The sequence below is a fragment of the Citrobacter freundii ATCC 8090 = MTCC 1658 = NBRC 12681 genome, assembly GCF_011064845.1.
Taxonomy (GTDB): domain Bacteria; phylum Pseudomonadota; class Gammaproteobacteria; order Enterobacterales; family Enterobacteriaceae; genus Citrobacter; species Citrobacter freundii.
The window spans coordinates 1,034,555-1,049,531 of the sequence record NZ_CP049015.1; the positions used below are offsets into that span (position 1 = coordinate 1,034,555).

A 14,977-nucleotide genomic window follows, 5' to 3' on the forward strand; every position below is an offset into this window, starting at 1 on the left:
TTTGTAAGGGTTTTGCTTAGGTGGTATTTGTATGATCTTTTTGATATTTATCAAAAACATAAAAAAGATGAATTGTTTGGTATTGCTTATTTGTGTGGGTGATAATTCTGAAACAAGGCACATTTCAAGTAATTCTGTCTTAGGAGACTTCTTAGATAAAATTTTTTGTGGGAAAATTCTTAGTTTTTTGTAATTTTTGCGTTTCAGGGTTTGTTGAGATGTTACTTAATTCAAATGATAATTTTTTGGCGCGGCAATTCTGGCTCGCAATTAATGGAACCGCTGGAGTGACTTAAAAATAAGACTCGGTGGTGAGTTTGTTCTTAGGAGAAGATAAAAATGAAAAAATTATTATTAGTAACCTCTCTGGCTTCTGTATTTGTTGCAGCAAATGCAATGGCAGACGTTACTGCTTCTGCAACTGCCTCGTGGGACGCGACGGCAACAAAAGATACCACCAGTATGTTGGTTGTCACCCCGCTGAACTCTTTGACTTTCCAGTATGCTGAAGGACTGAAAGCCTTCAACTCTCAGGACGGTGCTTTTGATGTGACTATTCAGGGTCAGGAAACGGCAACTGATTTTGAGCTGACTGCTCAGATCATTAGTAACACGCTGACCAACGCCAGTGGCGATGCGTCTACCCTGAACGTAGGGGTGGCATGGAATGGCACCGCGCTGACTAACTCATCAGATACTGTCCTGGTTAACTCCAGCTCGACTTCTGGTCTTGAAAGCCTGATGGCTGATGGCGCTTATAACGGTGCTGCTCGTGTCAGCGATCAATCCAACTTCAAATTCACCATCGCGTCAGCGACTTCTGATGGTAGCCAGGCAGTAACGGATTACTCTGCTCTGCCAGACGGCTATTGGACTGGCGATGTAAAAGTACAGTTTAATGCAACCTGGACGACTCCGTCCGCCTAAGTAATAAAAATTCGGGAGAATTTTTTCTCCCGAATTTATCAGGAATGGCGTCATGAAAAAATATTTACCGGCAGTGATGTTGGTAGGGTTAGTAGCATCTTTTCCCGGATGGGCAATTAATGTGGGTGAAATCACATCGATAATGACTTCTGCTGAGAGTTCATTATCGAAAGAAATTACTAATACAACTGATGCGGCGCGTTATGTCAGTGTTTCGGTAAAACAATTGTCATCACCTTTGGCGGGGGGAGTCGAAATAAAGCCTGTCAATTCCGGAGAGTTACTTTCTACACCTGCCAATCTTATTCTTCCTGGTCAAGCAAAGGATGTTTTCCGCTTCTTTTATAAAGGACCAGCAGATGATCTCGAACGTTATTATCGTCTGCAATGGATAGATGAGCCGGTCACCGAGAGCGCGGAAACCCGGGCGAATAAAATGGCGGTAGCAACAGCGTCGGCAGAAATTGGCACTATTCTGGTGGTCGCGCCGCGAAAAGAACGTTTTGAATATAGCCGAAATGGCGATGTTATTACCAATACTGGCAATGTTTCGTTTCGTGTGATCGCCTATGGCGCCTGTAAGGATAAGGCTCGCGATCAGGGACGAGGTTGTCGCGAACGCTATTACATTATGCCAGGTACAAAAATAAAACTGCAGTTCACCGACATTAGTAATAGCCGCTCACGCATTGGTATCTGGCACGGTAAGCAGTTTATTACAGTGAAGTGATGGTCAATAGCAGCCATCTGTACGGGATAAATAAAAATACCGGATTGTAAGGATGCATATGACAACAAAATATATTGTCGGCGGTAGCATTTGTCTTTTTCTTGCGCTGACACCAGGAACTTCACATGCAGCCCCAGTAAAAGTGGGTAATTACGTTATTCCCAGCGCTTTCGCCCGTTCACTGGAGCAGGGAATGACGGTGCCGGTATATATTCGTTACAACGAGACTGACGAGAAAAGTCAGCAAAAAATTGCCGATGCGATGATTTCGCTTGTTGATGGCAATATTACAGTTAAAGCCCTGACTCTTGCTGAATTGCCTAATAATGCCGTGTTATCTGGAAAAACTCGTGCGTTGGTAGAAAAAATTCGTGATGTGAAATTTCACGATAACACCAATATCGAGCTATCGGACAATGCACGCCTGCAACTCAACGTCTCTTCATTTCACCTGGAGATGATAGTCAGCAAAGATGCGTTAACTGAAGCGATTGTCGCACGCAGTAGCCTGCTTGGACCTTCCAGCGTGGAGTCTCTCTCTAACGTCCTGAACTATAACTTTGGTACCTACTACAACGATTATCATAATGGCAGCAGTACCCGCAGCTATCTGACGGTGGACAATACAACATCGCTGCGTGAGCACCATATCAATATTAACGGTTCGTTTTACGGCATCGGCGACAGCAACGGCACCAGTAAACTCTATCGTGCGATGTATGAGCGTGATTATGACGGGTATCGACTGGCGCTCGGGATGCTCGACACCTGGAACGTGCAGTCTATTGCTAGTTTGAATGCGTTGAATGGTGGGAAAATTTACGGTGTGAGCTACGGAAACAAAGGAAGTACGGTTGTTGAGAATACCGCGCTTTCACTCACGCCGATTACCGTATTTTTGCCAGCCGCTGGCGAGGTTCATGTCTTCCGTGATGGGCGTTTGCTCAGCGTGCAGAACTTTAATATGGGCAGCTATGAAATTGATACCAGTCGCTTTCCGTATGGTGTTTATGACGTCACGGTAGATATCGTGGTCAATGGCCGGACAATTAATAGTCGTATTAGCAGGGTTAATAAAATCTTTGCCCGCCAACAAGCCGCCGGGATTGATCAGCTTTCGTGGCAACTGTTTGGTGGCTCACTGGATTATGACCGTGTGAGTTACAAGCGAAATCATTATCAAGATTTGGGCAACGAGCAGACCTGGATTGCCGGGGGGGCCGCATCGGTGACGCTGGCGATATTATCGGGGCTGGGCCTGAAATCCACGCTCTACGGTTTTGACAACAATGCGGTTAATGAAACGGATGTCACGCTCAATGTGAGTGAATACGTAAGCATTGGCAATCAGACGCTAGTGGCGAACGATTCGTCATGGCGAAATATCAGTAACATCAACCTTAATGTCCCTGAGGGATACGGTTCCCTATGGGCATCTCGTGAAGACAGTAAAATTGGCGATCGTCTGCCTATACAGGAGCGTGATAATTATTCCATTGGCGGGACTCTTAACCTCGGAAAGTTTATTCCTCATGGCGGCTCGCTCACCGTGAGTCAGACGGAGAATCGCTACTCGGGAAATAAATATCGTAATCTGGACTACAGCACGACCCTTTATTCAGGCAGGTATGCCACGGTTGGGTTGCGTGCAGGTATTCAGCGTTATTACTACAACAATCGGAATGACGATGGGCGACAGGAACGTTATGTCAGTCTGGATTTATCATTGCCGTTGGCGACCTGGTTGAGCATGGGCGTCTCCCGGGATCGTTATGGCAGTACTCAGGGTAATCTCAGCGCGCGTAAGCAGTATGCTGAGGGCCCGATTAAATCGGTCGGATTGTCGGCATCAACGCGTCTGAGTGGCGAACAGTATTACGACAATAATTATTCGGTAAACGGCAATTTGAGTTATGACACGAAATATAACGCCGGCACCGTATCGGTAACGCGTTCTGCTGACAACTCCACCAATATGAACTTCTCTTCCCAGGGTTCTCTGGCGTGGGCAGGTAAAGATTTCGGCCTGAGTAAAGAGCGGCAGCGGTCCGGCATCATTGTGAAAACAGATTTGACCGGTGAAGGGAAACTGGCTGCGAAGATTAATAACCGCAATTATCTTCTCAGCGGTAAATCAAATTTCATTGCACTGCCGCCCTATGCTCAGTACAAGCTGGAAATCCTCAATGATAAAAACTCTGAGGACAGCTTCGATATTGTTTCAGGACGCAAACAGGAGCTGACGCTATATCCGGGTAACGTGGGTGTTATCAATCCTGAAGTGAAAAGCATGGTCACTGTATTCGGGCGCATTCGTTATCCCGATGGACAATTGGCTGCAAATACCGATATCCATAACCACATCGGTAAAACGCGTACGGATGAAAAGGGTGAGTTTGCTATCGATATCGATAAAAAGTATCCGGTCATCACGTTAATTTCAGCCAATGGCAGCATATGCGAAGCCGATCTTGATTTGGAAAAAGCACGCGGCGCAGCGTGGGTTGGCGATGTGAAATGTGCAACGCAAACCACGATGGCGCAGAGGTAATAAAATGAAAGTATTAATTAAATTAGCTACTGTAATCTGTGCCGTAGGGAGTTTTTCACCTGTGCCTGCTTTGGCGTTGAATGCAATCTCTTCCGGCTCAGTTAGCAATAACTATTTGTTTATCGAAAATGCCATTGATAGTGAATACTTTATTACCCCATCGGCACTTGATCCGCGTTTCAGCGGGTCAAACACGTGGATAAAATACGGTACCTCTCAGGTGAGTCTCGGGTATTTAGGTTTTGTCGGCTGGACTGCGCCTGGAAATTATTATCAGGACATGTGGATTGATAACTCCCCGATTAACGGGCCTTTCCGGGGAATCCGTTGTTATAGTGGCACCCAGTGCCCATCAACCGGGTTTATTGCCGGATTGGGCACTGACAAAAACGGTTTTTATCATGCGCAGGTCGGCTCTGTCGCAGGCGTTATTGGTGGCGCCTACGGATTCGCTTCCCTGACCGATACTGCTTATGAGTACTTTCGCAATGTGCCTACCGGTAGCAGCGAAACCTACGTGTTCAACCGCTGTTATACTTCTGTAAATTATGATTATTCTTCCGGGCAACGGTGCAAAGACCAATCGACAGGATCATGGAATTACGTCAATTACACGTTAACTAAACGCGGTCATCTGTCACTTGTCTCGACTAACGCATTTCAGGAGCTTTGGGTTGCCAGCGACGGTACGCCGAGCATCACCAAAGACTCTGGTTATTGCGAACTTGGCGTGGTAGGCGGTACTGACGGTGTGATTTGCAAAATGGTGAGTTATAACCTGCAACAAACGGCCAATCTGACCGCCTCCTTGACGTTTCGCGCTTTTGTCGATACGGCGATGCTTGGTTTTACGCCCGGAGCGGCCACCGTGAGATACTCCGGGAATGGTTCAAACTGGTATAACTATGGTACTTCAACTGCTTATTACAACGTTTTTACGACCTCCGGAGAATACATTTATATTTTTCTGTCAAAAGCATTTTTGAAGAATCTTGTCGATTCAGGGATCAGCATTACTAACAGTCAGCCCTTTACCTTCGGCTTTTATAATGGCTTAACACCAGAGTCAGGACACTACCAGTTTACCCCTTCGCTACAGCTCAATATTGTGCCGAAGGAGTATGGGATCAGTATCGTCTCTTCGGACAACACAGCTTCTGCGAGCGGTAGTGGCACGATTGGCGATGCCGCTCCTATAGAAATGGAGTACACCGTAACCGTCTCAGGTCCCCGTCAAGCAGACAGTATTACCGCGCAAGTTATTGGGGAAAGTACGACGATAAACAGTGTCCCTTACTGTCTGTTTACGTCTGCGCAAGGCGGGCTGTCCGTCCCCATTCCCGCTTTTCTGCAGTACAACAGTCAGTCGGGGGGCGTGGTGCAAAAACGAAATAGCTGCAGTGAAGCGGCAGTCAGTATGAGAGATGCGCAGTGGCAACAGACGCCCTGGGACGCAAATAACAATGACGATGGAAGCTATTATGCTACTGATTTGAAATTGCTTTTCCCAATGAATGATTCACGTTCGATGTTAACCGTTTCCGGCGCTGACTGGGAAGGTGTCGTCAGCGCCAGTGGAGAGATAAAAGTCACGGCGAATTGGGTGGGAGTGACGCCATGAACCGCCGTCGTCTGGCGCTTAGATGGGTATTTATTCTACTTTCCGGTCTGACAGCATTCTCTACACAGGCAGTCTACCTGGAGTCGACCATTTATGAGATGCCATCGGATAAAGCATTTATCAGTAAACGAATCTATAACGATAGCCAGAAACAGAATTTATACAGTATCGGCGCAGTAAAAATTGATAAGCCGGGACCGGGAGGTGAAAACAGAAGTGCTATTGCTGAAGGCGAACTTCTGTTTACTCCGCTGAATTTTTCACTGGCTCCGCAGGCGAGTGAGTTTTTTAAGATTTTCTACCGCGGGCCGCAGGATGATAAAGAACGCTATTACCGAATTCTGTTTCGTGAAATGCCGATCACGCTGTTTACCGAACGTAATCAAGGGAAAGGCGGGCAGGCTCTCCCGGTGATCGCTATGGACACCATATTGGTTGTTCGCCCGAGAAACATAAATCTGGCCTACACCATTGATGAGGCTAACGGAACACTGAAAAACACTGGGAATACTTTTTTTAAAATCATCGTACACCAAGGGTGCAATTCAACCGATGATGAAGCCACCATGCGTTATGTGTTGCCGGGTGAAACCTGGCGTAGTAGTGAGCTCAAAACAAAAAACCGAAAGTTTATCGTAGCGTTGCAGAAATACATCCCAGTAGGTCAGGGGTGCTTCAAACTCAATCAATAGTAAGCATTGAGTCTGATCCGATATGTCATGGTTAGATATCGAACCTATACTGTAACTATCTTTATACAATGCAGTATTCAGCTCAGCACAGATGAAACTTTGGTCATTTGTACTCCATGTCACGGTATTCAAGAGTCAGGCAGTATGAAAAGTATAATTAATGATCAGGTTGAGTGCGATTCCACCAGAAAAAGCCTGAAACATCGCGATACTACAATAATCCTTTCGGCATCTACAGCGAGACTACTTGAGCTATTCATTGCCCATAAAAATCAACAACTCCATCGTGAGTTTATCATTGAAGAAGTATGGAAAAAGCATGGCATGGCCCCATCGGGTCATAGCCTTAATAAAAGTATCAGTATATTGCGAAAAGCATTTAGTGAGTTGGGGGCCGATAATCCCATTGAAACATTGCCCCGGCAGGGATTTTTGTTCCATGCTTCGGTCAATGATGAACAGTCATCTTTCAGTGGAGATGTACCTGTTCGTTCGGTAACAGAAACGGTGAACTCACCCGCAACACCGAAACGCAAAAATATTGTTCTGTTCATTTTATTGTTTGCCTTTCTTGGGAGCTCTGTTTTGATATTGCCAGCTCTTAATTCAGGTGCCACGAATTTTATCTATATCAGGGCAATAGGTGATTGTGAACTTTATACTGCCGATGACAATAATGCTGATAAAACGAAAGCGTTTTTATCTTCTGATATGTGGCGAAAAATAAATGCGACTTGTCATGATGGCAAGAAAACAATTGTTTTTTATGATGATAATAATTTATCGGCAGGTAATGATCTTAAAGAGAATTTTTTGGGGATCTGTACGCTGGATAAAGGAGGGGCTGCCCGTGAATGCGAAAATTATCTTTATTAGCGGGGCGATCTTTCTTGCGGTGATAACAGCATACTTTTTTTATCGCCATCAAGAACCTGAGACGCTGACCTGCTCTGCCAAGAATTACCTGCATCTGGAGGCGCAAACTCAGGGCGTAAAAATTGAAGGTGAAGTTCTGTTGGTTTTTCGTATTTCTTCCGCTACCGAAGGGCGGGTATCCCAGATAGGGAGCCTTAATATTCAGGGTAAGCACTATGCTGTAGATCGTAATGTTGTCCTGAATTTTATTGGCAAAGACCGTGACGGATATCTGCAGACTCGTCGCTTGGCTATTGTCAAAAATAAAAATGACAATGTTCCCGATGACATTACCGAACTGCTTATGTCTCAACAGGATATTTTCTATTATAAGGTCATCCGTATCGCAGGAAATGTCTATGCAATAAGAGATCTGCGACGTACGCTCATGGTTTGTCGGGCAGCATAAATCAAGGTAATGTGTTAGTATTTTGATTTTTGTGGTTGTATATTTTGTCGTTGCTTGCATTCGTGGTTTTTTATTTTGCCTTGTAGTGAAAATGAGTAAAAGGATTTGTACTGATGAAAATTAGGAATTTTCCTTTTTTGATATTTAAAATGGATTTACCATTTAATGGGAATACGCATATGGATAATTGTGATTATAAACTCTGAAATTACGTGATATGGCTTATGGATAAAGTTAATTCACGAACCGCCTTATAATTGCTGGAGGCTGAAGGTGTTGTATATTCTCTCGTGTATATAACGAGGGACCTGCTATGCCATAAATTTAAGTTGGTGGTAACTATGAATACGAAAAAGGTTTTTCTGCTCAGTTATGATATTTTTCTTTTCTCAGGGATAAAAGCGTGGCTGCCAAATCTGGTACTGGTTGATGCGCGATCATTTATTTCTGGTACACAGTCAGTTATTCCACGATACCCGTCCTGTTTGCTGGTGATCGATAACCGGTTACCATTGCTACTGGTCAGGAAATGGTTTCAGAGAAATAGCACGCAGTTTATCAACATCAACTGTATTGTTCTTCGGATGAATGAAACTCGTTCTGTTAATCGAGGATACGAGGAGTATGCTTTCATTAATGGACGAGAATTATCTGATCAATTGATTTCTCAGCTAAGAGCCAATTTAATGGCACCCAATGAGGTTGTGGAGGTCACTAAAGGTTCGACGATTTTTAATTTTCATTTGACTGAATTTGAAGAGGAAATGTTGTATTCATCATTCACAAAAGAAAAATTGCACGACTTTTGTATTGCTAACTCACTAACAACTAAGTCAGTTTATCGATATCGGGAGCGGATAACCGCTCGTCTGGGATTTTCTCATTTTAATGAAACTATCATTTTTTTAACCAGGAATAATTTATTGCATGAAGGCTACCCGACAAACAGTCATTCTGGTGAGAATGTAATTTATGGCGATGCATATGATGTTTCAGATTCTGGCCGACTGAGTATGGCAATAAGGAATGAAGAAATCATTCCTTATTTTCAGCCCATCGTAAATATCAATGGGGACGTCTGTGGTGTTGAGGTTTTAGCTCGGTGGCCACAGGGCCATAATTATGCGATTTCTCAGCGTGAGTTTATACCTCTGGCTGAAAAAAGTGGCTTAATGAATGAGTTAACGAGCTATTTAATGACCACCGTCGCGCGTAATCTGGTCGACGGAAGCGAGGATATTAATAAAACGCTATTCGTCTCCTTTAATGTCAGTCCATCAGGTTTAAGTAATCCTGTTTTTTATTGGGAATGCCTTAACTTTATGGAGATAACGCAAAGACTACCGATAAAATTAATGATTGAAATAACCGAAAATCAGACTCTAACTATCACTCCAGCTCTCAAAGAGCTGATACGATCGTTGCGAAACAGAGGGGTGCTGTTTGCTTTAGATGATTTTGGCACGGGATACGCTAATCTCTGCTATCTCAATGAGTTAGACCTGGATGTAATCAAAATTGATAAAACGTTCATCAAGGCTATTAAAGAAGTTGAGCAACATATCCCTATGCTCGAGTCAATCATTCATCTTTCCGGACTCCTGGGGTTACGCATGGTGGCGGAAGGCGTTGAATATGGCTATCAGCAGCAATGGTTGCGGAAAAATAATGTGGATTACCTGCAGGGTTATCAATTTTTACCGCCAGTGATGTTTGATGATTTTATGCGTTTTTACAAGCAGTCTGTAGGGCTGTTTGAATCAGCGTCGGATTCAACTTTTTCAGCGTAAACTTGTCGGGAACATCAGGGGCGGATGCCTCTGATGCCGGTTTTTTTGCCGAGGTTAGTACTACAGATCCTGCCTGTCTGGTGAAGACGATAGCCTGTTCTGAGTGAAACATTGTTTGTTTATGTGTCTTTTACAGGGTATTTATAGCGGTATCAGCGTTAATCAAACCGCTTCCGAGGTTAGTTAGTCTATAGCCATGCGTCATTTCCTGACAAAATTAAGAGTCTGGCTTCCACCACCACTCATCTTAATATTATTCCTCATCGCGGATGCGTTGACGGCGATCCCGCGTTTCATATTTGGCGCGGCGACTATCGTAATAAGTGCATTGTTGGCTAGCGCCAGTTTGGCGATGATACTGCATACCGCGTGGCAGATGCGGAAGAAACGTACGACGCTAAACCCACTGCATGCAGAGAAATCGACCACGCTTGTTACTGGCGGATGTTATGCCTGGAGCCGCAATCCAATCTATCTTGGAATGAGTGGACTCCAGTTAGCTTTTGCTCTCTACGTCGGTAGCCTGATTGGAATATTGGTTGCACCACTGTTTATGCTGGCGGTTGCCAGATTGCACATTGATTTTGAAGAGGAACAACTGCGAAAACATTTCGGGCTGGAATGGAAACACTATGAGCAGCGTGTTCGCCGCTGGTTATAGCGTTCCCTTGCTGCGTACAGGATGCCTGTGACGACACGATTCGTGCGTAATTGAATCCGGATGATGCAAAAATAGGCGTTTGATTCGCAAGGCCATTGACGCGTCGCCCGGTTAGTTTTAACCTTCTACCCCGTGCTCACATTCGTGGACATGTCCTTTTCAGGGCCGATATAGCTCAGTTGGTAGAGCAGCGCATTCGTAATGCGAAGGTCGTAGGTTCGACTCCTATTATCGGCACCATCCCTTAGTATTTCCAAGTCATCTCAAATCAACAAAACCCTTTAAAAACATAGATATTACGCGATTTTTCGTCATTTGACGTCAACCCCTATCTCTTGAAATCAACATACAATTGGGGGCACAATCGGGGGCATGTTCTGTTCGGTCTAGGAAATGTGCCCCCAATGATGCTGAATGCCCGCAAGGTTGAAGCCGCTAAAGGAAAAGAGAAGAGCTATAAGCTATCTGATGGAGGTGGCCTGTACCTTCAGGTAGAACCTAATGGCTCGCGTTACTGGCGTATGAAGTACCGTTTTGCTGGTAAAGAGAAGCGCTTGTCCTTTGGTGTCTATCCAACAGTCACCCTCGCAGATGCCAGACAAAAACGCGAAGACGCAAAGAAACTACTCGCAGCAGGTGAAGATCCTGGCGAAGTGAAAAAAGCAAAGAAGCATGCTTTAAACGCAGCGATCGAGACACTTAACCCATTCAGAGAAGTGGCGTTAGAGTGGCACAAAATGAAATCTCCCAAATGGTCTGAGGGCTATGCTTCAGACATCATTGAGGCGTTTGAGAAAGACATTTTCCCGCATATTGGACACAGACCTATAGCCGATATTCAGCCCCTAGAACTACTTGAAGTACTGAGGTTGATAGAAGCACGAGGCGCTATGGAGAAAGCGAAGAAAGTCCGTCAGCGATGCGGTGAAGTTTTCCGCTATGCCATCGTAACGGGTAGAGCAATCTACAATCCTGCACCGGATCTTGCCAGTGCGATGCAAGGACATGAAGCAGTCCACTATCCATTCCTCAAAGCCAACGAGCTGCCGGAGTTCTTTACTGCCCTTAACGCTTATTCAGGAAGCCCAATTGTATTGCTGGGGGCACATTTACTTATCCTGACGGGTCTAAGAACAGGAGAGCTAAGAGCAGGTGAGTGGCGTGAGGTGGATTTTGATAATGCGGTGTGGGAGATTCCCAAAGAACGTATGAAAATGCGACGTGCTCATATTGTGCCGCTTTCAAATCAAGCATTAGTCCATCTTGAAACCTTAAAAGAACTGACTGGAAACTATCCTTTGATGTTTCCTGGGCGTAACGATCCAAGTAAGTGCATGAGTGAGGCCAGTATTAATCAGGTCTTTAAGCGTATTGGATATGCTGGCCGTGTTACTGGCCATGGCTTCAGACACACAATGAGCACTATTTTGCATGAAAAAGGCTTCAATAGTGCATGGATTGAAACCCAGCTTGCACATTTGGATAAAAATGCTATTCGGGGGATATACAATCATGCTCAGTATCTTGAGGGGCGTCGGGAAATGATGCAATGGTACAGTGATTTTATTGGTGGAACGGAGTCTTGAGTAATGGCAAATAATACTCTTAAGCTTCATCGAACTCATTATAGCATTAGTGAGACCGCTAAAATATTGGGCTGCGATGAGCAAGATGTTATTTATATTGCGGATGAAAAAGACATTCCATTGTCGCTAAGAATGTGTGGGCGATGGTCTTTTTCAAAGCATAAAGTAAGAGATGTGGACTCTTTTATTCAGAATATAAACTCTTTGAAAAAAGACAAAGATGGTTTTAGTTATATATCTGAGTTTAGTTTGATTAAGATTAATGAAGTTAAAAAAGATAAAAAACTAGTACTGGCGAGTACAAAAGGCTATTTCCAAATGCCACCAAAAGTTAAAAGTGATTTTGTTTTTTATGAGGGGCAGTTCCCGGAGTACCCATCATTGTTATCTCCTGCTGGTACCACCTATTCTGAAATGGTCAAATATATTCAAATTGACTGGAAAAATGATGATGGGTTTGGATATGAGGGAGATGCGTACCTGGAGCGGGAAGATGTAAAGAAATTGCATCTAATATTAAATGATGATGTTTCTAATGATAAATATAAATCGTTATCAATTGCACAGCAAGAAAGACATGCTACCAAGAGAAATGAGATTCTAAGTGTAGCATTATATCTTTATAAAGAGGATATGGCATACCGAAAGGAAAATGCAGCAGCCCTTGCTGACCTTATCTTTAGTCGGGCTGAGGAATTTTGGCCTGATAAAAAAGAGCCTCCGCTATCACACCCAATTATTAGCAAACTAATATCATCTATATTCAAGAAACCATCATTTACAAAAAATTAACAATTTTGGCGAGTAAGGAGATTTTTCTTACTCGCCTTTTTTATATTTTTGAACGATGTTTTAATCCTCTTCGTTGATATAGATTGATACATAGAGAGGAACTCATTATGGGGTTTACTGATAATCGTCCTTCTGCTGACTCGCTCATTGATATGAAATTCATTACATCTGATTGTCTTTTTACTGATAAATGGATTTATAAACTGATTTCTCTGGGACGTTTTCCTAAACCAATCAAGTTAGGTCGTATGTCCCGATGGCGTGCTGGTGACTACTATGCTTGGCGTGATAGTCATTCTTCAGAGTAAAAACATTAGTATTAGAAGCATTTATGAGGAGTTTATATGAATTACCGTCTACAACCGGCGGGGAGTCAATACATATCCCTTCCAATTAAGAATGAATATGTTTCCGTGTTAGAAAACTATAAAGTAAGTCCGTTTAAAGAAAATCATAGCGACACTGCATGTATTGTGCGAATTATTGAAATATTTTCATTGAATAAGCTGCGCGCTAAAGGTGAAAAGCTGTATTCACTTACGGGGTTAACAGTACCTGATACGGAAGCTGTGGCGAATGAGATCAACCTGCTCCTAAGCCGTTATGCCCAGTTGTGTCGTCAGGAAGAGGAAGAGTTATCTTTCCGGCAGCGTGAAGTGACAAATGCGGAAGTTGCATGGAAAAGCACATTCTCAAAAAACGGCGTCAGTAGCATTGCTGAAGCCAAAACGAATAAAACGGGGCATGCTGAACGCGCGGATGCTGAACGGTGTTACCATCTGGCTGTTTCCCGGCTGAATGAGCAACATAGCCGACTGAGCACAATCAAGCTTTTACCGGGCGTACTGGCCGATGAAGTTAACTACATTGGTAAGGGAGTTGAGAAGCGTTTACTGAGCATATTTCCTCAATCCGGCCAGATCCCTGCTGATTTTATTTCTGTGTTTAATGACGGTGACGTTGTTCGTGATATTAAATTTATTACAGATGCACTCAAATCTTTGTCTGATTCTGTGAATGAAATTATTAGCCGTTGTAGTGTTCCAACCGATCGTTATGTATTAAATAACGGTGGAATGGCAAGAGCTATGGCTTACAGGGAGTACTATCGAGCAGATAATTATGTATTACGTTCAGTCGTTAGTGACCGGGATTATGTTGAGCATGTAATGAAATACAATCGGGTTACTGAGTACAAAAATAAAATCTTTTCTTAAATACTAAAAAAGGTGAAAAACTATGTATGCCTTCAAAACTGAAAGGCCGGACGCAGCACGTCGTTATCATAATAAATTCGTCACTGGTACTAACTATCAGGAGGAATCAAACAGACGTTTTGCATTAAGCGAACCCACTGAAAATATACTGCGTACCTCAATTCTGGAATCCGGGTGGCTTATTAAAAATATCACCCTACGTGATGTTAACGCCGTGTCAGGTAATGCCGTCAATATTGGTGCCAGTGAACTGCATACCGGACGTGTGGATGGTGGCCGTTTCCACAAAAAAATGGCAATCAATGGTACGGAGTTCTTTCTGACAGAGACGGATACCTGCGCCCGGATCAGCTATTCCGATATGTCTCATATTTACCATACCGGCGTGCCGGATGAGTTTGAGAAAACGGTTGAGAGCTTTTTTTCCCAGGCATATGCGCTGGACATGCTGCGGGTCGGTTTCAACGGTGTGTCGATTGCAAATACTACAAACCCGGAAATCAATAAAAAAGGCGAGGATGTCAATATTGGCTGGCATGCACTGGCGAAAGCCTACGGGAACGGGAAGCAAATCATCTCTGAGCCTGTCACTCTGGGAGAGACTGGCACCTGGAAAAATATTGATGCTCTGGCCAACCATCTGATTACTGAGCTTATTGCTGAGCAGTTTCGTGAAGATCCCCGTCTGGTTGTACTGGTTGGGGCAGAGCTGGCTGCACATCAACGCCTGAAGTTATTTAATGCTGCAGACCGCCCGGCTGATGTGAATGCCGCACAGATGGCTACAAGTTCTGTTGCTGGCCGCTTTGCGTTTATTCCCCCGTTTATGCCGGGTAAGCGTCTGGCAGTAACGACGCTGGATAATCTGCACATTTACACCCAGGCGATAACACGCTGGTTCCGTGCTGAGTTTGATGATGAAAACAGTGAATACGTACATTCCTACCTGCGCAATGAAGGCTATGCACTCGGTGAACCAGAACTGTACGCGGCTGTCGATGAGAGCGCTCTGACGTTTGCGGATTGACTTAGCGACAGAAAGACCCGCTCAGAGGCGGGTCTCGTTTACAGCATCAGGAAAAAATG

The 14,977-nt window shown here is 44.1% G+C and carries 14 protein-coding genes and 1 tRNA gene; all 15 read left to right on the forward strand.

All coding sequences use genetic code 11. The features are described from left to right. Positions 1-339: 339 nt before the first annotated feature. Positions 340-927: a common pilus major fimbrillin subunit EcpA gene (gene ecpA / locus G4551_RS04975; protein WP_003031365.1), complete on the forward strand. Its 588-nt coding sequence runs from the start codon at positions 340-342 to the stop codon at positions 925-927. 52 nt (positions 928-979) lie between these two features. Continuing rightward, positions 980-1,657 carry an EcpB family pilus assembly chaperone gene (locus G4551_RS04980; protein WP_003031363.1) on the forward strand — a complete coding sequence of 226 codons (678 nt, stop codon included), beginning with the start codon at positions 980-982 and terminating at the stop codon, positions 1,655-1,657. A 58-nt stretch (positions 1,658-1,715) separates the two neighbouring features. Beyond that, positions 1,716-4,208, forward strand: a complete 2,493-nt coding sequence (locus tag G4551_RS04985; protein ID WP_003843781.1) for a CS1-pili formation C-terminal domain-containing protein — start codon at positions 1,716-1,718, stop codon at positions 4,206-4,208. Between the two features lie 4 nt (positions 4,209-4,212). Beyond that, on the forward strand, positions 4,213-5,829 hold the full coding sequence (locus G4551_RS04990) for a hypothetical protein (RefSeq protein ID WP_008324500.1): 1,617 nt from the start codon (positions 4,213-4,215) through the stop codon (positions 5,827-5,829). After that, positions 5,826-6,521, forward strand: a complete 696-nt coding sequence (locus tag G4551_RS04995) for a fimbrial biogenesis chaperone (RefSeq protein ID WP_003031358.1) — start codon at positions 5,826-5,828, stop codon at positions 6,519-6,521. The genes G4551_RS04990 and G4551_RS04995 overlap by 4 nt, the downstream gene beginning before the upstream one ends. Before the next feature lie 144 nt (positions 6,522-6,665). After that, on the forward strand, positions 6,666-7,397 hold the full coding sequence (locus tag G4551_RS05000) for a winged helix-turn-helix domain-containing protein (protein WP_003838778.1): 732 nt from the start codon (positions 6,666-6,668) through the stop codon (positions 7,395-7,397). Beyond that, on the forward strand, positions 7,372-7,845 hold the full coding sequence (locus tag G4551_RS05005) for a hypothetical protein (protein WP_003838775.1): 474 nt from the start codon (positions 7,372-7,374) through the stop codon (positions 7,843-7,845). Before G4551_RS05000 ends, G4551_RS05005 begins: the two co-directional genes overlap by 26 nt. 341 nt (positions 7,846-8,186) lie before the next feature. Beyond that, the gene (locus G4551_RS05010; RefSeq protein WP_003838773.1) at positions 8,187-9,635 is read left to right on the forward strand and encodes an EAL domain-containing protein; all 1,449 of its coding nucleotides are present in this window, start codon (positions 8,187-8,189) and stop codon (positions 9,633-9,635) included. A 352-nt stretch (positions 9,636-9,987) separates the two neighbouring features. Then, positions 9,988-10,296, forward strand: a complete 309-nt coding sequence (locus G4551_RS05015) for a methyltransferase family protein (protein ID WP_003838771.1) — start codon at positions 9,988-9,990, stop codon at positions 10,294-10,296. 164 nt (positions 10,297-10,460) lie between these two features. Continuing rightward, positions 10,461-10,536: transfer RNA gene (locus tag G4551_RS05020), tRNA-Thr, on the forward strand. 164 nt (positions 10,537-10,700) lie between these two features. Next, complete coding sequence (locus tag G4551_RS05025; protein WP_003838768.1) at positions 10,701-11,882, forward strand: tyrosine-type recombinase/integrase; 1,182 nt, start codon at positions 10,701-10,703, stop codon at positions 11,880-11,882. A gap of 3 nt (positions 11,883-11,885) precedes the next feature. Continuing rightward, positions 11,886-12,674: a hypothetical protein gene (locus tag G4551_RS05030; RefSeq protein WP_003838766.1), complete on the forward strand. Its 789-nt coding sequence runs from the start codon at positions 11,886-11,888 to the stop codon at positions 12,672-12,674. Positions 12,675-12,781: 107 nt separating this feature from the next. After that, a complete protein-coding gene (locus G4551_RS05035) occupies positions 12,782-12,982 on the forward strand; it encodes a helix-turn-helix transcriptional regulator (RefSeq protein ID WP_000507057.1) in 201 nt (66 codons plus the stop codon). A 36-nt stretch (positions 12,983-13,018) separates the two neighbouring features. Continuing rightward, positions 13,019-13,891 carry a hypothetical protein gene (locus tag G4551_RS05040; protein WP_032941278.1) on the forward strand — a complete coding sequence of 291 codons (873 nt, stop codon included), beginning with the start codon at positions 13,019-13,021 and terminating at the stop codon, positions 13,889-13,891. Between the two features lie 22 nt (positions 13,892-13,913). Beyond that, positions 13,914-14,918, forward strand: a complete 1,005-nt coding sequence (locus G4551_RS05045; protein WP_003838760.1) for a P2 family phage major capsid protein — start codon at positions 13,914-13,916, stop codon at positions 14,916-14,918. The last annotated feature ends 59 nt before the right edge of the window (positions 14,919-14,977 follow it).